This is a genomic window from Dyadobacter sp. 22481 (assembly GCF_052044875.1).
GTDB lineage: Bacteria > Bacteroidota > Bacteroidia > Cytophagales > Spirosomataceae > Dyadobacter > Dyadobacter endophyticus.
Map to the genome: position 1 here is coordinate 498,198 of NZ_JBQENV010000002.1, position 23,441 is coordinate 521,638.

A 23,441-nucleotide genomic window follows, 5' to 3' on the forward strand; every position below is an offset into this window, starting at 1 on the left:
TTTAATACAATGGACAAATTTTGGAATGCGAAAGTAATAACTTACTTATAAAGAACCGATTCCTCTTCTCTTCAATTCACTTTTAACTAACAAAAACTCACGGCTGCTCTGGCCCGCAATGGAGGTGTTCTCCTCGGCACGGCGGATCAGATATGGCAACACGGCATCGATAGGGCCGTAAGGGACGTATTTGGCCACATTGTAGCCGGCCTTTGCCAGGTTGAAGGAGATATTGTCGCTCATGCCGAGCAACTGCGCGAACCAGATGCGGTCGTCGTTGCGTTCAATGCCGAGCTTCTTCATTTTGAGGGCACAATATTGAGAGCTGTACTCATTGTGCGTTCCAAGGCAGATCGAAATGTGTTCGAGGCGATCGAGGCAGAAGTCGATCGCGTGATTATAATCGTCGTCGGTGGCCTCCTTGGATGTGTGAATAGGGTTGAAATACTCTTGCTCGCGAGCGCGGAGCCTTTCCTTTTCCATGTAAGCGCCACGCACCAACTTGCCTCCGATGTAATAGCCTTTCTGGCGTGCATCGAGGAAAGCGGTTTTCAAGGCTTCAAGCGTTTCGTGGCGGTAGAGCTGGTAGGTGTTGTAAACAATGGGCCGCTCGCGGTTGAACTGCTGCATCATTTCATAAGCCAGGTCGTCGATCACGCCCTGTATCCAGCTTTCTTCGGCATCGATGAATATCCGCACCTGATGTTCGTACGCGTGTGTACATAGGCGTTGTACCCGCTCACGTGCACGTTCGAAGGCCGCTTTTTCTTCATCCGACAGTTCGTCTTTCCGCTGAACCTTTTCGAGCAGGTCGGATGACGCCACGCCGGTAATTTTAAATACTGAAAAAGGAATGGTATCCGAGCCTGTCGCTTTGTCGATCGTTTTGAGGATTTCGGCCGCAGTTGCGTCGAAACTGGCTTCTTTATCTTCTCCTTCAACGGAATAATCCAGTATCGTTCCGATACCCGACTGGTGCAGGGAAGTGATGGTTGCGTCACAGTCGTTAATCGTCTCACCGCCACAGAATTGTTCAAAAATCGTGACCCGGATGAGATTTTTTATAGGTAAGTTGAGTTTTAGCGCGAGCTTTATAAAAAAAGTGCCTAAATTTACGACTCGAGCCTGATTCATAAGGCTGAATAACCAGTATGTCTTCCTTAGTTTAGCGTCTGATTTGGATGCAAAGGCAACGGAAGTATCTTCAAAAAATACAGGTATTTGGTCGTTTGGGGACGGATATGCCATTTTTGATGTACGTTTTTCCTGAGTAACTGTTTAACAATTCATTATCTGACCACAGGAAGAAAGTAATACAAGTTAAGAAGTTGATTGACTTTTGTGGGGTCAAATGTACGGGCATTCGAAGAAATACGCATAATACCGGATCAAAATATTACAATTATCAATTTTTTATTAAGGACAAGTTTTTGAGTATGAATGCTTCTTTAGATATCCTACCGCTTAGCAGTTGGATCAATACCGAAGGTAAGCCTTTGGTAATCGCCGGGCCTTGCAGCGCAGAGACCGAGGAACAAATGTTAGAAACCGCAACCCAGATCAAAGAGGAAGGATTTGCGCACGTAATCCGTGCAGGGGTGTGGAAACCGAGAACTCGTCCAGGCAGCTTTGAAGGCATGGGAGAGGCAGCTTTGCCATGGTTGCAAGCGGTGAAACAGCAAACAGGTTTGCCTGTGGCTGTGGAAGTTGCTACGCCTCAGCATATCGAACTGGCATTGAAATACGGCGTTGATATCCTTTGGGTTGGTGCACGTACAACCGTGAACCCATTCAACGTACAGGAACTTGCTGATGCCCTGAAAGGAATTGATGTACCTGTATTGGTTAAAAACCCTGTAAACCCCGACCTGCAACTGTGGGTAGGGGCCCTGGAACGTCTGAACCAGGCTGGCGTGAAAAAGCTCGGTGCAATCCACCGCGGTTTCTCGAACGCACAGGAGCACAAGTTCCGTAACTCCCCGATGTGGAATATCGCGATCGAATTGAAAACGATTTTCCCTCAGTTGCCAGTTATCGGTGACCCTAGCCACATGGCTGGAAAGCGTGCTTACCTGTACGAAATCGCTCAGCGCGCGCTTGACCTTCATTACGATGGTCTGATCATCGAATCGCACCGCGATCCGGACAAAGCATGGTCTGACGCTGCACAACAGCTTACGCCTGCTGCATTGGGACAAATGCTGCACGACCTGCACGTTCGTAAAGAATCTTACGGCAGCGATTACGCCTCGCAACTGGAAATTATCCGCGGCAAAATCGACAACCTCGACCGCGAATTGCTCGAAACACTGGCAAACCGCATGGCCCTGGTTGAAAAACTGGCCGAATACAAACGCGATAACAACGTAGCCGCTTACCAGGTTGACCGTTTCCGTGAAGTATTGGAAACACGCGCTGGCTGGGGCAGAAGCATGAATCTGTATCCAAACCTGGTGGACGAATTGTTCAAACTCGTTCACATGGAGTCGATCCGCAAGCAAACCGAGGTGATGAACCAGGTGAATGCCTAAGATCAGGATTGATCATAAAAGAAAAAGCCGCTCCGAAATGGGCGGCTTTTTCTTTTTGTAGCTGGTTCTTTCAAATATTCTTTTCCTTCAAAACCCTGGTGATTTCCTTAGCCCAGATTTGATACGCTTTGGTATTCAAGTGCTTTTTGTCGACCGCATATTTTGCACGCAGGCCGGTCGAATCTGAAATGTAGCGGTTCAGATCAATGTAAGTGATCTTGTTTTGGGTGCAAAATGAAATAAGGAATTCATTTAATGCATCGACTTCCTTTTTACTTGAATATTCATTTTGCTCGTAAACTGTCAACGTCACCACCGGCGTAATGCCGTTTTGCATGAGCATTTCAAGCATCGTTTTAAAGTTTGCCTGAATATTTTCTTGCCTCACACCCAATGTAATGTCATTGATTCCCCCTTTAATGAAGCAAACTTTCGGATGCAGGTCGATGACGTGCGATTGGATCAGTTGAAGGAAATGATAGGTAGCCTGCCCGGGTAATGCATTGTTCATTACATCGGTTCTGCCCAGCAGTTCGACCCATTTGCCTTGTGCGGTAATGGAATTGCCGTACATGACAATCGCCGGGTTACCTCTTATCCTCACAAAACGCTGCGCGATCTTATCGCGATAGACGTAGCCGAGAACCAAAAAAGTCAAGATCAGGGCCGCATTCAGCGTAAGTGAGAGGGTCAGCAGCCGTTGGTTCTTCATTTGGAATATAAATCGTACGCTTTTTCGCCCAGGTTGAAGCATCGGCGGCAGCGTGCCTCGTACAAATCCGTCTCGCCCAGGAGTACACGCTCATTCGATGGCGAAAGGCGGTAGGAGTGCGACGCAACTTCCCCGCAAACCATGCAAACTGCATGAACTTTGGTGACATATTCCGCAATGGCCATCAGTTGGGGCATGCAGCCGAAGGGTTTACCCATGTAATCCATATCCAGGCCGGCAATGATCACCCGCTTGCCACCGTTCGCCAGCTGGTCGCATATTTCGACGATCCCTTCGTCAAAAAACTGTGCTTCGTCGAAACCTACAACCTCGCAATTTTGCGCCAGGCCTGATATTTGCTGCGACGATTGTACGGGTATCGAAGGAATCGAATTGTCATTGTGTGAAACAATGTTCTCTTCGTGGTATCGTTTATCAAGCGCAGGTTTGAAGATCTGAATCTTTTGTCGGGCAATTTTGGCACGGTTGAGTCTGCGGATAAGTTCTTCGGTTTTTCCGGAGAACATGGATCCGCAAATAACTTCGATCCAGCCGGTACGGGGATTTTGAAATTCTCTTCTGTGAGATGGTTCTACAAACATACTTTGGTGCCGAACCGACCGATTGAAAGGTCGATTTTTATTTTATATTTACAAATCAAACATATTTTTCCCAACACTACGTTACCAAAATTGCTTATTCGTTATGCCGGATAATCTGAATTCAATCGCACTCAACCAGTACTCCGCACGGTTCACAACGACAGTTCTGAACGAAGTGTACAGGTCGCAGGACGTCGTTACCGGTGCCGGATTATTAAAACTGACACCCGTACGACAGGTCAACCTGGGTATTCTCAACCGCCTGTTCGAAGAATGGAAAAACAACGCCGAAGCCTTCCGCAGCCCTTATTTTGATTTTTCCAATGATGATGTAAAAAGTGCGTTGGAAGAATTCATGAATACGGCCTCGCAGCACATCGCTGTCAAACGGGCGGACCTCGAACCACTACTGGCCTATTCGGTGAAAGAATCGTTGAAATTGCTCCTGGCGCCCGCCGTTTATTTCGAAGACAAGATCAGGGCTGTTCCTGACGCCGAGTTTACGCATGAAAAAGCCGAACAACTCGTGAAATATACGCACATCCACCGGGGTGTCGCCGAAGCATTATTGGGCCGCCTGACAGACAGTGGGTCCGATTCGGTGTACCAGACACAGGCCGTGAGCTGGTTGTACGAATTTAAAGACAATGCGGATCTGATCGACGATAGGGAACAGCATCTGGTACAATTCGCAGAAGTATTCCCGATCAATATCGGCGAATTGCACATTCAGGAAGTGGGAAAAGCTACTCCGCAGCACCAGAAGCACGAATCGTTCTTCGACTCGGCATTCAGCCAGTTGGAGCCGGGTACTGTCCGCTCCGTTGCTCCGCGTGCCGAACCCGCATCCGCGGTGATCAGCGAGATTGTCGCCAAAGCCAATGTAGGGTCAGGCCCGGAAAGGGATTCGTTGAACAGTCGTTTCAAAGTAGATCTGCCGAAGCCTTCCGACGACCAATCGTACGGAAGCGTGCCGGTAAAGGTTGAAAACATCGCAGGCAGCATTCCGCTAGGTCAGCGTTTTATGTTTGTAAACCAGCTTTTCGACCGTAACAGTGAGCATTTCGACAAAGCGATTTACGAGTTGGATCGCGTGAAAAGCTTCGAGGAAGCCGAAAACCTGATCTGGCATCGCTATGCTTCCAAATATGCGTGGGATGTGAATGGAGAGGCAGTTACTGCGTTGCTTGCGATCGTCAAGCGCAAGTTTGCTTCATAAAAAGGACTTTAAATACTGAATTAATGCGCCGGGAGCTCAAACCTCCCGGCGCATTTTATTTATCCTACGATCTGCTGGAACATCGCGCGTGCTTTTTGCAACTCGTTGGCGTCAATGGTGAGTAGTTCCTTTTGTTCTTTGGCAAAATCCACCAGCCGTTCGGTGGGCATATTGCCCACGAGATCGTCCTGCGCCATGGGGCAGCCGCCATATCCCAGCAATGCACCGTCGAAGCGACGACAGCCGGCATCATAAGCAGCCTGTACCTTCTCACGCCAGTCGTTCGGACGGCTGTGGAAATGTGCACCGAATTCCAATTCGGGATAATGTGGTATTAATGCGGTAAATAGCCAGCCGATATCATTCACCTGCGCGACGCCGACAGTATCTGCGAGCGAAAATGTGTTCACGCCTAATCGTGACAATTTTTCCACCCATTCCATCACGATCTCCGGTGCCCACGCATCACCATAAGGATTACCAAAACCCATCGAGATGTAAATTACGAGCTCCTTTTTATACTTCGCACACAGTTCGGCAATGCGCTTCACCCGCTCGAACGACTCAGCAATGGTCGCCTGCGTGTTCCGCATTTGAAATGTCTCCGAAATGGAAAAGGGATAGCCAAGGCTACCGATCTGCCCGAATGCACAGGCATCCGCCGCACCACGCTCGTTGGCGACGATAGCAAGCAGGCTGGTATTGCTGCCTGAAAGATCCAGCCGTTCGGTAATCCAGGCGGTGTCCCGCATTTGAGGGATCGCCTTGGGCGACACAAAACTTCCAAAGTCAATCGTATCAAAACCGACCCGGAGGAGCTGGTTAAGATATTCGAGCTTGATCTCCGACGGGATGAAGGGGTGAAAGCCTTGCCAGGCATCGCGGGGGCATTCGATGAACTTCATATTTCGATGATTGAATGACTGTATAGGTTTGACCTCCCTGACTACTCTTGACTTTCTGACTAGCGTGCTACTTAACAAATGTGCCCGGAACGGACTTAAAAAACAAAGACTGCAATCAGGTAGTTCTTGAAAGCTACCTGATTGCAGTCTTTGTTTGCGAATGGCGTGCACCAAGCAAGAGTTTCGCGCTTTCTCTATTTCAAAATCGGGGCGAGATCGGCTTCGTTTTCGGCCAACCAGGCGGTGATTTCTTCGACGATCTGGCGGATGCCAATTTTCGGTTCCCAGCCCGTCAATGCGGTTACTTTGGTGTTGTCGGTAACGTAAAGGCGGATATCGGCAGTCCGGTTCTCGGGAACGACTTTGATCGGAATGGTTTTGCCGGTTACCTCCTGGCAGATTTTCGTAAGCTCCTGCAATGAAGCGCTGCTTTGCAAGCCGCCGCCGGCATTCAGGATTTCGCCATTCACTTTATCGAGGTTATGCAGCTGCCAGTCGATCAGATTGTAAAGATCGGCCACGTGCAGCATGTCGCGGATTTGTTTCCCGGTACCGCCGTATCCGAAATAGCCGAGCTGTTGTTCGAAATAATGCTTCGCGATCCAGAGCACCATTACGCCCTGATCAACCTTGCCCATTTGCCAGGGACCGGTAATCACGCCACAGCGGTTAATGACCGTTTTCAGGTTATAAAACTCATTATATTCCTGAATGATCAACTCGGAAGCGAGCTTCGTGGTACCGTAAAGGGACCTTGCGCCGTTCAGCGGGAAGTCCTCACCGATGCCTTTGGAAGAAACGCCCGGTACCGGTTGCTCATCCGACAATGCGAAACGGGTTTCTTCTTCCACGAAATTTAGTGTCTCGATCGTCTTGATCGGGTAAACCCGGCTGGTGGAAAGGAAAATGAAACCAGCCTTATGCTTCAATGCATAATTGAGGCAGTTGACAGTGCCTACCAGGTTAGTATTGATCAGGTAATCGGGCGTGCCATCCAACCCGGCCAATACCGATGGCTCTGCGGAGGCTTCGATCACCGTGTCGACGGCTGGAATGGAGTCGAAATCTTCTTTATTACGGATGTCGCCGTGGACGAATTCCACGCCTGCTTTTTTGAGGCGGGAAATGTTCAGTTCGGAGCCTCTCCTTTTAAGGTTGTCCAATGCGTAAACCTGGTAATCAGGGTAATTGGTTTTCAAGGCTATGGCCAGCGAAGAGCCCACAAAACCGGCTCCACCGGTGATCAGAATTTTCATAGAAGGTAAGTAAGATGTGTGGTACCGATAAAAGGCCAAAGTTAGGGGATTAAGGGGATATGCATTAGATAAATAGCATTTGATTCTTTTATGATTAAGTTTAATAAATCGAATAAAATATTTAATTTACATTTGAAGTATGTAACTTATGTTCACTTCGTGAAGTACTAGCCCCGGTACTGCAACATTTTGATAGCCTTTGAACGTATTGCTTTAAAATCAACTGCGTAGATGCGTATTTTTACCACTGCATTATTCCTTTGTGCCCTGTTTTCGGGGAAAACCTATGCCCAGGGGATGCTGGCCGAATCTTCTTCGGCCCGGGAGGTTGCGGCTTACCCGGTATCCCTCTACAAAAACGCTACATCCATCTCCCAGAATCTTTACAACGGCCGTCAGTATTACGTGTATGACGCCCGGATGGAGGAACACCAGTTTTACCAGCAGCGCCGCTGGCTCAACGGTATGGTGCTCTATGACGGTCAGCAGTTCGACAGCATCCCGATGCTATACGACATTTTTCACGATGAGTTAGTGATCCGGCATTTTAACGGCGACCATGTACTGCTGCAAACAGTGAAAGTGGATTCATTTATTGTGGATAACCACCATTTCGCGCGACTCGAATCGGGGAAGGATATTAACCCGCAAATGCGGACCGGTTTTTACGACGTCGTTTACGGCGGTAAGTCGCGAACGCTCGTACGGAGGACGAAGTCGCGCCAGGAAAAGATCGTCGACAAAAGAGTGATTGCTTACTATCCCGAAAAGAACTTTTTCTATGTGTTTAAAGACGGCCGGTACCATTCGGTACACACGAAGAAGTCGACGCTCGAATTGTTTCCGGAGAACAAACGGGAATTACGCAGAGTGCTGCGGGAGAACAAGATCAAATTCCGTAAAAACCGTGAACTGGCCATTGTGAAGATGGTAGAAACCTACGACAACCTAGCCAAATGAAAATATTTTTACCCTTAACCCTTATCATCTGCTGCATTTTTACCACCCACTTTTCCTACGGTCAGAACGTGCCCGAGAAGAAAATCACGATGAAGCTGGATTCGGCGCGGTTCGACCAGTTTGTGAAGCAGGTGGAAGGGCAGACAGGCTATTACTTCTACTACGACGCCACGCGGTTCGACAGCCTTACGCTCGACCTGAATGTGAATAACCTCTCGCTCCGGGAAGTGCTCGACCAGGTTTTCAAAGGTTCCGAGTTTGAATATGCCATCGACGGAGAAAAGCGGATCTTCATTACGCACGGACAGAAGATCATCACCCAGCTCACACCCGGTTTGTTCAACCCGGATCGTGCCGGTGAAACCGATTCCATTGCCTATGCCGGTCCGGAAAGTGATATCAAGGAAAAACTTTTATCGACTGCCGAGAGTAAGGTCCACGAAATCGGGATACGAAAGCACAGGATTACACCCGGCAATTCTACGATCACAGGATATGTCAGGAATGCGGTGACCGGTGAGCCGGTGATCGGCGCGGCGGTGTTTATCAACTCGCCATCCATCGGTATTACCACCGACGCGCTTGGGCGGTACGCGCTCACGATCCCGCGCGGGAAACAGGTTGTCCGTATTAAAAGCACGGGTATGCGCGAAACGCAGCGCCAAATAGTACTTTATTCCGATGGCAAACTCGACATTGAAATGCGGGAGAGTGTGATCGCATTGAAGGAAGTGTCGGTAAAGGCCGGAATGGACAAAAACGTGGTAGGTACACAAATGGGTACCGTGAAACTGACTATCAAAAACCTGAAACAGGTACCGACGGTATTTGGCGAGACAGACCTTTTACGGACCATCCTCACATTGCCGGGTATCAAATCGGTCGGGGAAAACAGTACCGGTCTCAACGTGCGCGGTGGCTCGGTGGACCAGAACCTTATTCAGTATGACGACGCGGTGATCTACAATCCATCGCACCTTTTCGGTTTCTTCTCGGCATTTAATCCGGATGTGTTGAAGGATGTGGAGCTTTATAAAAGTACAATTCCGTCCAAATTCGGCGGCAGACTGGCGTCGGTGCTGGATATTAACAGCCGTGACGGGAATAAGAAGAAATTCGTGGCTTCGGGCGGGATCGGGCTTGTTACGGGGCGCGCTACGGTGGAAGGCCCGTTGGTAAAAGACAAGGCGTCGTTTTTGCTGGGTGGGCGCTCGACCTATTCCAACTGGGTGATAAGGGCGTTGGATAACGAAAATTATAACAAAAGCTCGGCGTCGTTTTACGACTTGAACCTGCATTTGAACTATGAAATCAATGAGAAGAACAGCCTCTCGCTGACCGGCTATACGAGCAGGGACAAGTTCAAGCTCTATGGCGATACATTATACTCCTATCAGAACCAGCTCGGGTCTATCAAATGGAAACATACCTTCAATTCACGTCTATACGGCGTGCTCACAGCAGCGCATAGCAAATACAATTATTCGATGGAGGCGGAAGGCCTTCCGCTCAATTCTTTTGATCTGAAATTTGATATTAACCAATCCAATTTTAAGGCTGATTTTAGTTATGTGCTGCATCCGAAACACACGCTCGAATTTGGATTGAGCACCATTTATTACAAATTACACCCGGGCTCATTCAAACCGCGCGGCAGCGAGTCGCTTATCGTAGCGGACGAGTTGCAGGCCGAGCAAGCGACGGAAAGCGCATTGTATCTCGAAGACAAATGGGAGGTCAGCCCGCGTCTGTCGATCTCGGGAGGTCTGCGGTGGTCTTTCTTCCAATATCTGGGGCCAAAATCAGTCAATACCTATCTTCCCGGCTTCCCGATCGACTACATTTACCAGGAAGGCGTGCAGGAATACAAATCGGGTAAGAAAATTAAGTCGTATGGCGGGCCTGAATACCGGGCGTCGGTGCGGTACAGCATTCTGGATAACCTTTCGCTGAAAGCCAGCTACAACACATTGCGCCAGTATATTCACCTGCTGACGAATACCATGACGGTTTCGCCGACCGACATCTGGAAGCTGAGCGATCCGTATATCAAACCGCAGATCGGTGACCAGATTTCTGTTGGTTTGTACCGGAATTTCAGGGGTAACAAGATCGAGGTTTCGCTCGAAGGCTATTACAAAAACATTCGCAATTTCCTCGATTACAAAGGCGGCGATTCGCTTTTCATGAACCACAATATCGAAGCAGCGGTGATCAATACCAAAGCAAAGGCATATGGTGTTGAATTCATGATCAAGAAAATGACCGGAAAGCTGAATGGCTGGCTCGGTTACACCTACGCGCGGACGCTCCTGCGCGCGGTCGACCGCGAGTCGCCCGACGCTCCGAACGGCGGTAATTTCTACCCGAGCAACTACGACAAGCCGCATGATTTTACATTGATCTCCAACTACCGGTTCTCGCACCGGTTCAGCTTGTCGTTCAACTTTACGTACAGCACAGGCCGACCCTACACGCCGCCGATCGGCAAGTACATTATTGATGGTTCGCAGCGGGTCTACTATGCCGACCGTAACCAATTCCGCATTCCCGACTATTACCGGATGGACCTAGCCATGAATATCGAAGGCAACCACCGGATCAAAAAGCTGGCGCACAGCTCGTGGACGCTCGCGGTATATAACCTTTTGGGAAGGAAAAACCCGACCTCGGTTTATTTCCAGACCGTCGGAGGAAGGGTGAATGGTTACCAGCTTTCCATTTTCGGACAGCCGATCCCGACGATAACCTACAATTTCAGATTCTAGACAGCTATGAGATATTGGTTTTTAAAAGTAGGTTTTTTTGTATTGCTGCTGATCGTCGACAGTTGTATAGAACCGTTTTCGCCACCTGAGGTCAATTCGGATGAGAATTATCTGGTAATCGACGGTTTCCTGAATGTGAGCGGCACCGATTCGACGCGCATCGAGTTGCGGCGAACACAGAATGTAAATGCAAATGCAATGCCGGCTATCGAAAGGGGCGCACAGCTGGCAGTGGAGGAAGAGAACGGAGAAACGATGCCGCTGACAGAAACCGGTGCAGCCGTTTATACATTGCCGCCACGCCAATACAATCGCTCGGGCAAGTACAGGCTGCGGATCAAGACGAAGGACGGTCAGGAATACCTGTCTGAATTTGTCGGTGTAAGTATTACGCCTGTTATCGATAGTGTCACCTACAAAGTCGACCCGGTGCTGAATGCGGCTGTGTTTTATGTGAACACGCACGATGCGCAGAATAAGACACAGTTTTACCGCTGGAAATTCGAGGAAACTTGGGAATACGAAGCCGCCTATTATTCCGCATTGATGGTCAGGAATGATTCGGTGGTGATAAGGCCTGAGAACATCAATAAATGCTGGGGGAAATTGAAGTCGGGCAGCATTCTGCTGGGCAGTACGGTCAAGCTCAGCAGCGACGTGATCAAGGACCTGCCGTTGAACCGGGTGCCGATTTCTACCAACAAGCTTTTTATCAAATACAGCATTCTGGTAAGGCAATATGGCTTGTCGCGCCAGGCTTTTGAATATTGGACTGATCTGGCCAAAACGACGCAGGGAACCGGAAGCCTTTTTGATGTATTGCCCTCGCAAGTGACGGGCAACATCCGGAATGTGGCCAATCCGCGCTTGCTGGCCTTCGGCTATTTCAGTGCGGCTACCGAAGAGACCCGGAGGTACACGGTATCACCGCGGCTCGGCACATTCCCGCGTTGTACCGAACCCGACACGATCCCGATCCGCTGTTCGCCACGGGATGCCGACGAATGTGCACTGAATACCGCGAAACTGCTCCTGACATACTGGGGCCCGCGTTCCGACTCCGTTCTGGTAGCGGCGCATTCCTGTGCCGATTGCCGCCTGCAGGGCGGTACCACCGAAAGACCTTCGTATTGGTAATGAATTTATAAGGAATGATTGTGAGAGGAATAAACTTCATCAAAAAGCTGAAAAGTGGCTACGGGCCGGGAAAATGGAGACGATGGACTTCATGCGGAATACTGGTGGCGACAGGACTGGTGATCAAAAGCTGTATCGAGCCGTTCTCGCCGCCGGAAGTAACCAATCCCGGGACTTACCTCGTTGTGGATGGTTTTCTCAACATAAATGGCGATACCAGTAAGATTGTGTTGAGTCACACCCAGGGCGTGAACGATGGCGGGCAATTCGTAAGGGAATGGGGCGCTACCATCCTCGCCGATGCCGAAAACGGTGAAAGCTATGCGTTCCAGGATGTGGGTGACGGCTCGTACATACTGCCGCCGACGACCTTTAACCGCGACGCCAGGTACCGGTTGAGGATTAAGCGTCTCGACGGAAGGGAATATGAATCGGATTACGTGGTGGTGAGCAAAACTCCGCCGATCGACAGCATTACATACCGCGTGGACGAGGGCAGAAATGCGATGATGATTTATGTCAATACCCATGACCCGAGTAATCAGACGCGTTTTTACCGCTGGAATTACGAAGAGACCTACGAGTACCGGATGGCATATTATTCCAGCCTGACGCGCGATTATGAGAAAAAGGAGATCGTTTCAAGGACCGATAATGTCAATGTATGCTGGCGGACATTGCCGTCGAGGGATATCAAGCTCGGGTCGACGATCAAGCTTAGCCAGGATGTAATCCGCGATTTGCCGGTCAATATTGTTGATATAGGCACTAACAAGCTGTATTTCGGGTATTCGATCCTTGTAAAACAATATGGCCTGACGCGCGAAGCATTTGAATACTGGACGGACCTCGCGAAAACAACCCAGGGGACGGGAAGCCTGTTCGATCCGCAGCCTTCGCAGGTGACGGGTAATATCCACGCGAAAGCCGACGCCAAAGAACTCGTATTCGGTTATTTCAGCGCGGCACAGGAACAAAAGAAGCGGATTTTCATCAGAGAAACACTGGGCTCTTATCCGCGCTGTATGCCCCCGGATACACTCGATTTTAAAGAGGCGTTCGAAGGCTCTGCGGTACTGCTTTACTTTTATATGGGTCAGCCGAAGAGTGGCTACCTGGGGACGTCGGAATCGTGTGCTGACTGCCGGTCGCAGGGCGGTACAACCACCAAACCTGCATTTTGGGATCAATGATTATTCTATTGTTTGAAAATATATAATGAGACTTAGGACATTTATTTGTGGTTTGCTGGCGCTGGCATCTTACAGCTCCTCGTATGCGCAGGACGACGCCATGCTCGCCTCCATGCGGGAGCGGTTCGGCCTTTATACCGAGCGGGCCGTGCAGGAGAAGTTGTACGTGCATATCGACAGGCCGTTTTACCTCGTCGGCGAAACGATGTGGTTCAAAGCCTATAATCTCAATGGCGCTACACACCGGTTCCTCGACCTAAGCAAAGTGGCTTACCTGGAAGTGCTCGACGCCGAGAATAATGCCGTATTGCAGACCAAATTTGCGATGGTCGATGGCCGTGGAAATGGCTCAGCGCTCGTTCCGTCCACGCTCGTGAGCGGGAAATACAAGCTGCGGTGCTATACCAACTGGATGAAGAATTTCTCGGCAGAAAGCTATTTCGAAACCTCCATTTCTATCCTTAACCCCTTTGTACGCTTCGATCCCGACCGGGCCTCGAAAGAGGAAACGCACTATGACGTGCAGTTTTTCCCGGAAGGTGGCCATCTGGTAAGCGGTATCGAAGGCAAAATAGCATTCCGCGGCGTGGGCGCCGATGGTAAGGGTATTAAATTTAAAGGAACTATCATTAACCAGCAGAATGAAACCGTCCGGGAGTTTGAACCCGAACTCAACGGTATCGGCTATTTTACGTTGAAACCGGAGGATAATGTAACCTACAAAGCAGCTATAACGGACAGCAAGGGCCAACGCTTCGAGTATGAATTGCCAAAAGTCGAGCCGCAGGGGTATGTAATGCAGGTAAAAGACTCGACGGCCGCGCTGGTCAAAGTGACGGTAACCGCAAGGCTCGAAAGCGAAGAGCCTGTGAATGTATTCCTGCTCGCGCACACGCGCCAGGCCAATGCCGTGTTTGGGAAAAAAGGGTTAGGAAAAGGCCAGGTGGTCTTTTTGCTCGAAAAAGCGAAACTCGGCGAAGGCATTACGCAGATTACGATCTTTAATGAAAAGTTGAAACCGGTTTGTGAAAGATTGTATTTCAAACGTCCCGAAAAGCAGCTGACGATCGATGCGCAAGTAGGCAAAAGCTTTATCGGGCGGGAGAAAGTAGCCATGAACATTTCGGCCGCCGCAGGCCAGGCGCTGCCCGCTTGGAGCAATCTGTCGGTGGCTGTCTATCTCGACGATTCGATCCAATACCAGCCGCAGCACGATATTCACAGCTATTTGTGGCTCACTGCCGATTTGAAGGGAGATATTGAAAACCCGGCCTATTATTTTCAAAATGTAAATCAGGACACCGACAGGCAGCTCGACAACCTGATGCTTACCCACGGCTGGCGCCGCCTGAAATGGGACAAGGTTTTTGGTGGTCAATTGGTCAGTTTTGAAAATTTGCCTGAATACGACGGGCATTTCATCAACGCCCGTGTGCTCAACCGGGCCGATGGAACGCCGGCGGTGAACAAAGAAGCGTACCTGGCGTCGCTGGACGTGCCTGCGCGCTTGTACGTAGACATGAGCGATAAAGAAGGCCGGGTGAAATTTGAAGTACGCCAGTTTACCGGCCCGAAGGAAATCACGTTGCAAACCAACCTGGCAACCGACTCGACCTACCGCTTCGAGGTGGCGACACCGTTCTCCAGACAGTTCTCGACGACGCCCATTACTTCGTTTTACTTTGATAAAAAACTGGAAGCCCAGCTGCTGACGCGGTCCATCAATATGCAGACCGGCAATGCGTTTCTGCCGAGGCTTTATGCCGAAAAGAAAGCAGTACTTACCGACTCGCTGCCGTTCTTCGGGATGCCCGATGAAAAGTATTTTCTGGACGATTTTACCCGTTTTCCCACCATGGAAGAGGTTTTAAGGGAATATGTTAAAGGAATTCTGGTACGTAAGCGCCAAAAGGAATTCCATTTGCGAATGATCGACAAACTGCTTCCTAACACCTACTACACCACCGATCCACTGATGCTACTGGACGGTATTCCGGTTTTCGACGCCGACAAGATCATCGAAATGGATCCGCTGAAAGTGAAGAAAATAGAATTGATCAGCTCGCGCTATTTCCTGGGGCCAATGACCTTCACCGGTATTGTAAGCTTCTCGACCTACCGCGGCGACCTCGGTGGTTTCGAGCTCGATCCCAAAGTGCTGGTAATGCCCTACGAGGGCGTGCAGGCACAAAGGGAATTCTATGCGCCGAAATATGACAGCAACAATGCCAATAGCCGCATAGCCGATTTCCGTAACCTTCTGCACTGGGCACCGAACGTTACGACCGGCAAAGACGGCAAAGCGACCGTTGAGTTTTACACGTCCGACCAAACCGGTCGCTACCAGGTCGTGATCCAGGGCATTACGCCGGATGGTACGGCAGGCAGCAAAACAGTTTCCTTCGATGTGAAGAAGCGAAGCCTTTAAATGTAGAATTCCGAGGTGTGCTTAATCTCCTTCAACACGAAGGTGCTGTTGAGCACGCCTATGTTGTCGATCTTGGACAACTTATATTTCACGAAATCGTGGTACTCGTCGAGGCTGGCGACATTGATTTTTAGCAGGAAATCAACCTGCCCCGCCATGTGGTAGCATTCCTGTACCTCGTGGAGGTTTTGTATTTCTTGCTCGAACTTCTCTATAAATGCCTCATTATGGTAGCGCATCGACACCTGGCAGATCGTTGTAACGTGTCTGTTAATAAGTTTTTTATCTAAAATGGCCACATATTGTTTGATGTAGCCCAGACTCTCCAATCTTCTGATCCGCTCATAAACCGGCGACACCGTCAGGTTGAGCATCGTTGCGATTTCCTTCGTCGTTTTTTTTGCATCTTTTTGCAGGATGCGCAGGATTTTGGTATCGATTTTGTCCAACTGTTCCATGGGGCAATAATATTTACTGGTACGTGTTTCGAATTGAACCTCAAAAAGTAAATTTTGCTATAAAAATCAAATAGTGTGGTAATGTTTCCTGCAAAATGTGCCATTTGTTGAAAATAATTTTCACAAATGGGAAATTGCAAGTGATTTATGCTTTACCCAAAAGTTGTTTTTTATGAAAACGGACTGCGTTTTAGTAATAGGAGCAAACGGACAGATCGGATCTGTTCTGGTAGAATATCTGAGGGAGATTTACGGACTGGGAAAAGTGGTGGCGACGGACATCCGTATGCCCGAATTTTCGACCGGGATCTTCGAGCAACTCGACGCGACCAATGCCGTTGAAATGGCGACAATCGTCAGGAAATACGGTGTCACGCAGATTTACCATCTCGCCGCCATCCTTTCGGCAAAAGGGGAGGAGGAGCCGTTGCGAACTTGGCATATTAATATGCAAACCTGGTTCAACGTACTCGAAGTAGCTCGTGGAAACGGGGTTAGCAAAGTCTTTTACCCAAGCTCCATTGCCGTTTTCGGTGATCGTGTGGACACATTGGCTGAACAATGGTCGTACCTCGACCCATCGACGGTTTACGGTATCAGCAAGGCTGCCGGTGAGAACTGGTCGAACTACTATTTCAAACGCTACGGTGTCGATATCCGCTCGCTGCGTTACCCGGGCATTGTCGGCTACCAGTCGATGCCGGGTGGTGGTACTACCGATTATGCGGTCGATATTTATCACAAGGCAGTGAAGGGCGAAGCATTTGAATGCTTTTTGAAAGCGGAAACGACATTGCCGATGATCTACATCAGCGACGCCATGGACGCCACTGTCCGGCTGATGGAAGCACCAGCCGAAAAGATTTCGGTAAGAACATCCTACAACCTCGCCGGAATGAGCTTCTCTCCCCAGGAAATTGCGCAAAGCATTCAAAAGATAATTCCAAACTTCAACATAACTTACAAGCCAGACTTCCGCCAGTCCATCGCCGACTCCTGGCCCCAGGAAATCGACGATGCCCAGGCGCGGAAAGACTGGGGCTGGCGGCCGTCATACTCGCTTGATAAGATGACGGAGGAGATGATAACGGAGTTGCGGAAGAAGTATCATTTGGTTAGTTAATGAGTGAATGAGACAATGAGTGAATGAGTGAATAGAGTCAAGACATTCAATCATCCGCTCATTCGAAAGTCTGTCATTCACTCATTCAAAATTCACTCATTCACTCATTCAATTATGTACGGTAACATCCAAGAACAACTCGTCGGTGAACTGGAAGCGATCCGCTCCGCGGGGTTATATAAAAAAGAGCGCGTGATCACCACGCCGCAGTCTGCGCATATTACAACTACCGACGGGGCTGATGTGCTTAATTTTTGTGCTAATAATTACCTGGGCCTCTCGTCGCATCCCGACGTGATCAAGGCGGGTATCGATGCAATTCATTCCCATGGTTTCGGGATGTCGTCGGTGCGGTTTATTTGCGGCACGCAGGATATTCACAAAGAGCTTGAACGGAAAACGGCCGAATTCCTGGGCACGGAGGATTGCATTCTCTACGCCGCGGCATTCGATGCTAATGGCGGGGTTTTTGAGCCGTTGCTGAATGAGCAGGACGCTATTATTTCCGACGAGTTGAACCACGCTTCGCTCATCGATGGGATCCGCCTTTGTAAAGCCAAGCGTTTCCGTTACAAGCATAACGACATGGCCGACTTGCAAAAGCAGCTCGAAGACGCCAAGGGAAGCCGCCGCATTCTGGTTGTAACCGACGGCGTGTTTTCGATGGACGGCACCATAGCCCAGCTCGAAAAGATCTGCGATCTGGCTGAGCAATATCAGGCGATGGTGATGATCGACGAATGCCACGCTACCGGATTTATGGGTAAAACAGGCCGCGGCACGCACGAATACCGCAATGTAATGGGGCGCATAGACATTATCACGGGTACTTACGGCAAGGCATTGGGTGGGGCATCCGGCGGCTTCACCGCAGCGAAAAAGGAGATCGTGGAAATCCTGCGCCAGCGTTCGAGACCTTATTTGTTTTCAAATACATTAGCACCTTCCATTGTAGGAGCTTCTATCAAAGTACTCGATTTACTGACCTCATCCACCGCATTGCGCGATAAACTGGAAAGGAATACGCAGTACTTCCGCAAGGCTATGACCGAAGCGGGCTTCGATATTCTGCCTGGTGAGCACCCGATCGTCCCGATCATGCTTTACGAAGCAAAATTGGCGCAGGAGTTCGCTGCGAAGTTGCTCGATGAAGGCATTTACGTGATCGGCTTTTTCTATCCCGTTGTTCCGCAGGGCAAGGCGCGTATCCGCGTGCAGATCTCCGCAGGCCACGAGCAGGAGCATTTGGAAAAGGCCGTGGCGGCGTTTACAAAAGTAGGAAAGGAACTGGGCGTTATTTAGGCCCCATTTTAATAACTAAGACCAAATAGAGCGAAGCCGATACCGGGATCCGGTACCGGCTTTTTGTTTACTGTTCGGCTTCAAGCAGTTCGACTTCGACTTGCAGCGATTGCAGCGTTGCATTGCCGTATTGGGTAACCATCGCCACATCTGCGGCGTCGCGTCCGTGGGCGATTTCGATGCGGTAACCTTCGGTTTTTTCCTGCACCGCATCGAACGTGTACCATTCACCACCGATGAACACCTCGAACCAGGCGTGCAAATCCATGTCTTTCAATTTATCGAGGTAGCCCACCGTCATGCGCGTCGGAATGCAGAGGTTACGGCATAATGCAATAGCGAGGTGCGTGAAATCGCGGCACACGCCAACGCGGCTGCGGGCCGTGTCGAATGCGGTTGTGGCGGCATCTGAAAAACCGTACTGGTAGCGCACATTGTTATGAATCCATGTCCGGATCGCCTCCACCTGCTCATAGCCCGGCGCCAGGTTGCCGACTATTTCCATGGCTAACACATTGATTTCGTGCAAATCCGACTGGCAATACCGACTCGGGAGAATATAATGCATGACTTCATCAGGCAAATCCCCTACAAGCATATACGCAGGCGCAGGGTCGGGAATTGGTTTCGTGGGGCTCACCTGCGCCTGCACTTCAGTACTGATCGTCACCCTGCCTACGGGCAAAATCGTACGCTGGCAAGGGTTACCGTAAAGGTCGGTATACTCCGAAAACGGTACCGGCGGCTCTATGTTAAAACCTTCCTGAATGATCGATTGGCCTTCCTGACGGCGAGGGCGTAACATGGTCGTTATGGTGGTGGGGGCATGCACGTCATACGTGAATATGCTTCTTCCCTTCATTTTCATCTATAAGTCGAATTTGTATTTATGCTAAATGTAATGATGCTTAGTTACTTAAAAATTACGTGCCATTTATTTTATCGTGAACACCCGTGTTAGTCAGAATTAAATCGTTTTAATCGACGTTTGTACATCAGGAATGTTAATTTTAGAGCGAACAGTATTTCGTTGAAATTTAAATAATACACCTATGGCAGTAACAAAATGGATCGTAGACCCGGCGCATTCCGAAGTGCAGTTCAAGATCAAACACCTGGTCATTTCGACGATCACAGGATCCTTCAATAATTTTGAAGGCGGGGCCACTTCGGACCTTAATAACTTTGATAATGCAGAAATCCATTTCTCTCTCGATGTGAACAGTATCGATACCAATGTCGAAATGCGTGACGCCCATTTGCGGTCGGCGGATTTCTTCGATGCCGAGCAATTTCCGCATATTACCTTTCAATCCAACTATTTTCATAAAGTAAAAGGCGATAACTACAAGCTTTCGGGGCTTCTTACGCTCAAAGGCATTACCAAGCCCATCGAGCTGGATGCCGAGTACGGCGGCGCCGAAAAAGACACGAATGGTAATACGCGGATCGGGTTTGAGGTAGAAGGGCGTCTGAGCCGTCAGGAATTCGGCCTGAACTACATGCAACTGACGGATTCAGGAGGCTTGGTAATTGGTGAGAACGTGAAGCTGATTGCCAATATTCAGCTCGTAAAACAATCCTGATCAGGTATTTAACTATTTTCATAAACTTTTAATACCCGGCATGAACCCGAAAACTGGTTTGCCGGGTATTTTTGATAGCAATAGAAAACGACGACACCCGTCTTTTCATCAAACCTAAACTCCCCATCCATGAAAGTGCTGCGCATTTTTTTGAAAATCATCGGGATATTCCTCCTGTTGCTCGTACTTGCCATTGCCACCATGATCACGACCATGGACGATACGCCTTATCAGGAAATGGCCTATTATAAGGAATGGAAAACGCTCATCGGAGGTGCAAAAGGGGATACCGTGGGTACTTCCGGCGCATTGCAGGCAGGTTGGGCGAAGGTCAATATTACGCCGGCAGCGCCGACGCCCACTGCGGGTTATGGCAACCGCCGCGGCAGGCCATACACCGCCGTGCACGACTCCGTATATGTGCGTGCGATAGTAGTCGACAATGGGCATACCAAAGCCGCCATCATTGCCGCTGACCTGCTGATCATCCCGCCGACGGTGATCAAATCATTAAAGGAAAAGCTGAAACCGGGCGATATTCCGTTCGATCAGATCTATTTCGGCGCTACGCACAGCCATAACAGCGTCGGCGGGTGGGGAACGGGCATCTCCTCGCTGTTCTTTTCGGGTAAATACGATCCGGCCATTGTTGAAAACCTTGCAAATGCATTTCATAAAGCCATTACCGACGCACAGAAAAAGGTAGAGCCTGTGCAGCTGACTTACCTGGAATCGCTCGATTCGCTCGACATTCGTAACCGCCTCGTAGGCGAGGAGGGGGGAATCGATCCCGAGATCCGTTCGGCGGCATTCGTTACCAAAAGCGGGCGGAAGGCGATATTGAGCTCTTTCGCAGCGCATTCCACGGTTTTGAATTCCAAAAACATCGTGCTATCGCGCGACTACCCGGGTGCGCTCGTGGATTCGCTCGAAAAAGGCCGCTACGATTTTGCGATGTACATGGCCGGCGCGGTAGGCAGCATGGGGCCGATCGAAAAAGGAACGGATGATTTTGATGAAGTGAAAAACCAGGCATTTGGCGTTCAGAATGCGTTGCTGTCCAACAACTCATTAAAAGAGGAGTCGAAGAATGCATTGGTAGAAACGCTTACCTTGCCATTGCCGTTGCGGGAGCCGTCGCCCAGGTTGACGATGAGCATAGTACTGCGCCCGTGGGCATTCAAAAAAGCATTTGGTGAATATCCTGTATATGTGAAAGCATTGCGGATCGGCAATATCCTGATGGTAGGCATGCCGTGCGATTTTTCAGGCGAACTGACCGGCCCGCTGGACGCATATGCGAAAACAAAAGGCCTGAACCTGATGGTAACGAGTTTCAACGGAGGCTATATCGGCTACATTACCCACGACAAGTACTTCAACCGCGATTTGTACGAAACCAAAACCATGAGCTGGTACGGCCCGTACAATGGTGCCTATTTGCAGGAAGTGATCAAAGATATTATTGATAAATTGTCCTAAACCGTAAACTACGATGAAAACACTTGTATACCTCTTTTTTGCATTGATCAGCCTTTCTTCGATGGCACAGAAGCCTGTTCGCGTGGCTGTCGCGGGGCTTAGTCATGGTCACGTAGGCTGGATTTTTAACCGGAAAGACAAAACCGATATCCAGCTGGTAGGCATCTGGGAAACGAACCCCGACCTCGTCAAGCAGTTTACCGAGCGATACAAGCTAGACCCGAAACTGTTTTATTCAGACCTGAACAAAATGCTCGACGATGCAAAACCAGAGGCAGTTTCGGCATTCGGGGCGATCAATGAGCACGTGGTAGTCGTTCGAGCGTGTGCGCCGCGGAAGATCAATGTAATGGTAGAAAAGCCATTGGCGACGACATTTGCTGATGCAAAGGAAATTCAGAAACTCGCGACGCAGAACAATATCCAGGTTTTGACCAACTATGAAACTTCCTGGTATGCGAGCAACCAGCACGTGAACCAGCTTATTCAGGATGGAAAGCTGGGCGAAATCCGCAAGGTAATGGTCAACGATGGCCACCAGGGGCCGAAGGAAATCGGTGTTAGCAAGGAGTTTTTCGCTATCCTGACCGATCCTGTTAAAAACGGCGCCGGCGCATTGATCGATTTCGGTTGCTACGGTGCCAACCTAATGACCTGGCTTATGAAAGGTGAACGTCCCATTTCAGTAACGGCCGTTACACATCAGAATAAGCCGGATATTTATAAAAATGTTGACGATGAGGCTTCCATTATCCTCCAATACCCGAAAGCGCAGTGCATTATCCAGGGCTCGTGGAACTGGTCTTTTGGTAGAAAAGACATGGAGGTTTATGGTAACAAAGGCTACGCCGTTGCCGTAAACGCGACCACCGTACGCCAGCGCTTGCAGGAGAAAGCACCGGAGGAAACCCTCAAACTCGATCCCCGCCCCGCCCCTTACACCGATCCGTTTTCGGTGCTGGCCGATGTGGTGCAAGGCCGTTTGAAACTCGATCAGAACGATTTGTACGGGCTGCCGGTCAATGTTACCGTCGTAGAAATACTGGACACGGCCAGAGAGTCGGCCAAAACAGGTAAAACCATTTTGTTGAAAAAGTAAATAACGCGTATGGAGCCCAGGCCCGTCAGTTTTTCCCAGACTACCCTCACAGAACTCATGATCCCTTCTTATGCCAACTTTGGGGGGAAAATACACGGGGGTATATTGCTCTCATTGATCGATAAGGTCGCGTATGCGTGCGCCTCGCGGCATGCGGGGACGTACTGCGTGACGGTTTCCGTGGATGCGGTGGATTTTCTCGAACCGGTGGAGGTAGGCGACCTCGTTTCGCTGCACGCGTCGGTGAATTATGTGGGAAGGACTTCGCTGGTCGTGGGCATCCGCGTGGTGGCAGAGAATGTCAGAAACCGTTCGGTAAGGCACACCAATACTTCGTACGTGACAATGGTAGCCAAAGACGAGAACAACAAGCCGACCGTCGTTCCTGAATTGGTGCTGGAAAATGAGGAGGATGCGCGACGTTTCCTGGAAGCGATCAAACGTCGGGAGTTGAAAGAGAAGTACCGCGATGCATTCGATAATGCGAGAACACGTCTCGATGTGCCTGAAAACCTGGGTAAGTTAGTCGACCAGCGTTGCGTGATCGCATATGATACGGATGTTTGACATGGGTTTTAGATAAACCCATATCAAACTTCACGGTCAGGCTCAGTGCAATTGTCAGCCTGAGCGGACGGGGCCGCCCGGCGGTCGAAGGCAGTCTGTACGGGAACATCGTA

At 49.7% G+C, this 23,441-nt stretch carries 20 protein-coding genes; 13 read left to right on the plus strand and 7 right to left on the minus strand.

The window, feature by feature from the left end:
* Nucleotides 1-45 precede the first annotated feature (45 nt).
* Nucleotides 46-1,248, minus strand: a complete 1,203-nt coding sequence (locus tag ACTJJJ_RS12190) for a proline dehydrogenase family protein (RefSeq protein ID WP_188934847.1) — start codon at nt 1,246-1,248, stop codon at nt 46-48.
* Nucleotides 1,249-1,436: 188 nt separating this feature from the next.
* Between ACTJJJ_RS12190 and ACTJJJ_RS12195 the strand changes: the two genes are divergently transcribed.
* Nucleotides 1,437-2,531, plus strand: coding sequence for a chorismate mutase (locus tag ACTJJJ_RS12195; protein ID WP_188934845.1), 1,095 nt, complete (start codon nt 1,437-1,439; stop codon nt 2,529-2,531).
* Between the two features lie 70 nt (nt 2,532-2,601).
* On the opposite strand, the gene ACTJJJ_RS12200 is transcribed toward ACTJJJ_RS12195, so the two are convergent.
* Both ACTJJJ_RS12200 and ACTJJJ_RS12205 read right to left on the minus strand, forming a co-directional pair.
* Entirely contained in the window at nt 2,602-3,243 is a 642-nt protein-coding gene (locus ACTJJJ_RS12200) for an SGNH/GDSL hydrolase family protein (protein ID WP_440701919.1), read from the minus strand.
* A complete protein-coding gene (locus tag ACTJJJ_RS12205) occupies nt 3,240-3,845 on the minus strand; it encodes a thymidine kinase (RefSeq protein ID WP_426292788.1) in 606 nt (201 codons plus the stop codon). Before ACTJJJ_RS12205 ends, ACTJJJ_RS12200 begins: the two co-directional genes overlap by 4 nt.
* A 103-nt stretch (nt 3,846-3,948) precedes the next feature.
* Between ACTJJJ_RS12205 and ACTJJJ_RS12210 the strand changes: the two genes are divergently transcribed.
* On the plus strand, nt 3,949-5,064 hold the full coding sequence (locus ACTJJJ_RS12210) for a hypothetical protein (RefSeq protein WP_440701920.1): 1,116 nt from the start codon (nt 3,949-3,951) through the stop codon (nt 5,062-5,064).
* A gap of 59 nt (nt 5,065-5,123) precedes the next feature.
* On the opposite strand, the gene ACTJJJ_RS12215 is transcribed toward ACTJJJ_RS12210, so the two are convergent.
* Both ACTJJJ_RS12215 and ACTJJJ_RS12220 read right to left on the minus strand, forming a co-directional pair.
* Entirely contained in the window at nt 5,124-5,969 is an 846-nt protein-coding gene (locus ACTJJJ_RS12215) for a hydroxymethylglutaryl-CoA lyase (RefSeq protein ID WP_440701921.1), read from the minus strand.
* 194 nt (nt 5,970-6,163) lie between these two features.
* Nucleotides 6,164-7,225, minus strand: coding sequence for an NAD-dependent epimerase/dehydratase family protein (locus ACTJJJ_RS12220; RefSeq protein WP_426292791.1), 1,062 nt, complete (start codon nt 7,223-7,225; stop codon nt 6,164-6,166).
* A gap of 231 nt (nt 7,226-7,456) precedes the next feature.
* Here ACTJJJ_RS12220 and ACTJJJ_RS12225 point away from each other — a divergent pair, with 231 nt between their 5' ends.
* Genes ACTJJJ_RS12225 through ACTJJJ_RS12245 form a run of 5 tightly spaced genes read left to right on the plus strand, consistent with a single transcriptional unit; the run spans nt 7,457 to nt 15,711 of the window.
* Entirely contained in the window at nt 7,457-8,185 is a 729-nt protein-coding gene (locus ACTJJJ_RS12225) for a hypothetical protein (RefSeq protein WP_440701922.1), read from the plus strand.
* A complete protein-coding gene (locus ACTJJJ_RS12230; protein WP_440701923.1) occupies nt 8,182-10,953 on the plus strand; it encodes a TonB-dependent receptor domain-containing protein in 2,772 nt (923 codons plus the stop codon). Before ACTJJJ_RS12225 ends, ACTJJJ_RS12230 begins: the two co-directional genes overlap by 4 nt.
* 6 nt (nt 10,954-10,959) lie before the next feature.
* On the plus strand, nt 10,960-12,090 hold the full coding sequence (locus ACTJJJ_RS12235; RefSeq protein ID WP_188934829.1) for a DUF4249 domain-containing protein: 1,131 nt from the start codon (nt 10,960-10,962) through the stop codon (nt 12,088-12,090).
* A gap of 14 nt (nt 12,091-12,104) precedes the next feature.
* Nucleotides 12,105-13,283: a DUF4249 domain-containing protein gene (locus ACTJJJ_RS12240; protein ID WP_440701924.1), complete on the plus strand. Its 1,179-nt coding sequence runs from the start codon at nt 12,105-12,107 to the stop codon at nt 13,281-13,283.
* Nucleotides 13,284-13,308: 25 nt separating this feature from the next.
* Nucleotides 13,309-15,711, plus strand: coding sequence for a hypothetical protein (locus ACTJJJ_RS12245; RefSeq protein ID WP_440701925.1), 2,403 nt, complete (start codon nt 13,309-13,311; stop codon nt 15,709-15,711).
* Here ACTJJJ_RS12245 and ACTJJJ_RS12250 read toward each other — a convergent pair.
* A complete protein-coding gene (locus ACTJJJ_RS12250; protein ID WP_019941792.1) occupies nt 15,708-16,169 on the minus strand; it encodes an Lrp/AsnC family transcriptional regulator in 462 nt (153 codons plus the stop codon). The two genes, ACTJJJ_RS12245 and ACTJJJ_RS12250, sit on opposite strands and share 4 nt — an antisense overlap.
* 172 nt (nt 16,170-16,341) lie before the next feature.
* Between ACTJJJ_RS12250 and ACTJJJ_RS12255 the strand changes: the two genes are divergently transcribed.
* The gene (locus ACTJJJ_RS12255) at nt 16,342-17,292 is read left to right on the plus strand and encodes an NAD-dependent epimerase/dehydratase family protein (protein WP_440701926.1); all 951 of its coding nucleotides are present in this window, start codon (nt 16,342-16,344) and stop codon (nt 17,290-17,292) included.
* A 114-nt stretch (nt 17,293-17,406) separates the two neighbouring features.
* The gene (gene kbl / locus ACTJJJ_RS12260) at nt 17,407-18,594 is read left to right on the plus strand and encodes a glycine C-acetyltransferase (RefSeq protein ID WP_440701927.1); all 1,188 of its coding nucleotides are present in this window, start codon (nt 17,407-17,409) and stop codon (nt 18,592-18,594) included.
* A 67-nt stretch (nt 18,595-18,661) separates the two neighbouring features.
* On the opposite strand, the gene ACTJJJ_RS12265 is transcribed toward kbl, so the two are convergent.
* On the minus strand, nt 18,662-19,462 hold the full coding sequence (locus ACTJJJ_RS12265; RefSeq protein WP_426292798.1) for a transglutaminase-like domain-containing protein: 801 nt from the start codon (nt 19,460-19,462) through the stop codon (nt 18,662-18,664).
* Nucleotides 19,463-19,646: 184 nt separating this feature from the next.
* Here ACTJJJ_RS12265 and ACTJJJ_RS12270 point away from each other — a divergent pair, with 184 nt between their 5' ends.
* The 4 genes from ACTJJJ_RS12270 (at nt 19,647) to ACTJJJ_RS12285 (ending at nt 23,328) form a co-directional block, all read left to right on the plus strand.
* Nucleotides 19,647-20,180 (plus strand): YceI family protein, encoded by a 534-nt coding sequence (locus tag ACTJJJ_RS12270; RefSeq protein WP_440701928.1) that lies wholly within the window; start codon nt 19,647-19,649, stop codon nt 20,178-20,180.
* Between the two features lie 129 nt (nt 20,181-20,309).
* Nucleotides 20,310-21,662, plus strand: a complete 1,353-nt coding sequence (locus ACTJJJ_RS12275; RefSeq protein ID WP_440701929.1) for a neutral/alkaline non-lysosomal ceramidase N-terminal domain-containing protein — start codon at nt 20,310-20,312, stop codon at nt 21,660-21,662.
* Between the two features lie 13 nt (nt 21,663-21,675).
* On the plus strand, nt 21,676-22,761 hold the full coding sequence (locus tag ACTJJJ_RS12280; RefSeq protein WP_440701930.1) for a Gfo/Idh/MocA family protein: 1,086 nt from the start codon (nt 21,676-21,678) through the stop codon (nt 22,759-22,761).
* A 9-nt stretch (nt 22,762-22,770) separates the two neighbouring features.
* A complete protein-coding gene (locus ACTJJJ_RS12285) occupies nt 22,771-23,328 on the plus strand; it encodes an acyl-CoA thioesterase (RefSeq protein ID WP_440701931.1) in 558 nt (185 codons plus the stop codon).
* The last annotated feature ends 113 nt before the right edge of the window (nt 23,329-23,441 follow it).

Excerpts from the sequence above, each read along its gene's own strand:
- ACTJJJ_RS12190 (WP_188934847.1), bottom strand. The coding sequence starts at position 1,248 with ATGGCATATCCGTCCCCAAACGACCAAATACCTGTATTTTTTGAAGAT.
- ACTJJJ_RS12195 (WP_188934845.1), top strand. The coding sequence starts at position 1,437 with ATGAATGCTTCTTTAGATATCCTACCGCTTAGCAGTTGGATCAATACC.
- ACTJJJ_RS12200 (WP_440701919.1), bottom strand. The coding sequence starts at position 3,243 with ATGAAGAACCAACGGCTGCTGACCCTCTCACTTACGCTGAATGCGGCC.
- ACTJJJ_RS12205 (WP_426292788.1), bottom strand. The coding sequence starts at position 3,845 with ATGTTTGTAGAACCATCTCACAGAAGAGAATTTCAAAATCCCCGTACC.
- ACTJJJ_RS12210 (WP_440701920.1), top strand. The coding sequence starts at position 3,949 with ATGCCGGATAATCTGAATTCAATCGCACTCAACCAGTACTCCGCACGG.
- ACTJJJ_RS12215 (WP_440701921.1), bottom strand. The coding sequence starts at position 5,969 with ATGAAGTTCATCGAATGCCCCCGCGATGCCTGGCAAGGCTTTCACCCC.
- ACTJJJ_RS12220 (WP_426292791.1), bottom strand. The coding sequence starts at position 7,225 with ATGAAAATTCTGATCACCGGTGGAGCCGGTTTTGTGGGCTCTTCGCTG.
- ACTJJJ_RS12225 (WP_440701922.1), top strand. The coding sequence starts at position 7,457 with ATGCGTATTTTTACCACTGCATTATTCCTTTGTGCCCTGTTTTCGGGG.
- ACTJJJ_RS12230 (WP_440701923.1), top strand. The coding sequence starts at position 8,182 with ATGAAAATATTTTTACCCTTAACCCTTATCATCTGCTGCATTTTTACC.
- ACTJJJ_RS12235 (WP_188934829.1), top strand. The coding sequence starts at position 10,960 with ATGAGATATTGGTTTTTAAAAGTAGGTTTTTTTGTATTGCTGCTGATC.
- ACTJJJ_RS12240 (WP_440701924.1), top strand. The coding sequence starts at position 12,105 with ATGATTGTGAGAGGAATAAACTTCATCAAAAAGCTGAAAAGTGGCTAC.
- ACTJJJ_RS12245 (WP_440701925.1), top strand. The coding sequence starts at position 13,309 with ATGAGACTTAGGACATTTATTTGTGGTTTGCTGGCGCTGGCATCTTAC.
- ACTJJJ_RS12250 (WP_019941792.1), bottom strand. The coding sequence starts at position 16,169 with ATGGAACAGTTGGACAAAATCGATACCAAAATCCTGCGCATCCTGCAA.
- ACTJJJ_RS12255 (WP_440701926.1), top strand. The coding sequence starts at position 16,342 with ATGAAAACGGACTGCGTTTTAGTAATAGGAGCAAACGGACAGATCGGA.
- kbl (WP_440701927.1), top strand. The coding sequence starts at position 17,407 with ATGTACGGTAACATCCAAGAACAACTCGTCGGTGAACTGGAAGCGATC.
- ACTJJJ_RS12265 (WP_426292798.1), bottom strand. The coding sequence starts at position 19,462 with ATGAAAATGAAGGGAAGAAGCATATTCACGTATGACGTGCATGCCCCC.
- ACTJJJ_RS12270 (WP_440701928.1), top strand. The coding sequence starts at position 19,647 with ATGGCAGTAACAAAATGGATCGTAGACCCGGCGCATTCCGAAGTGCAG.
- ACTJJJ_RS12275 (WP_440701929.1), top strand. The coding sequence starts at position 20,310 with ATGAAAGTGCTGCGCATTTTTTTGAAAATCATCGGGATATTCCTCCTG.
- ACTJJJ_RS12280 (WP_440701930.1), top strand. The coding sequence starts at position 21,676 with ATGAAAACACTTGTATACCTCTTTTTTGCATTGATCAGCCTTTCTTCG.
- ACTJJJ_RS12285 (WP_440701931.1), top strand. The coding sequence starts at position 22,771 with ATGGAGCCCAGGCCCGTCAGTTTTTCCCAGACTACCCTCACAGAACTC.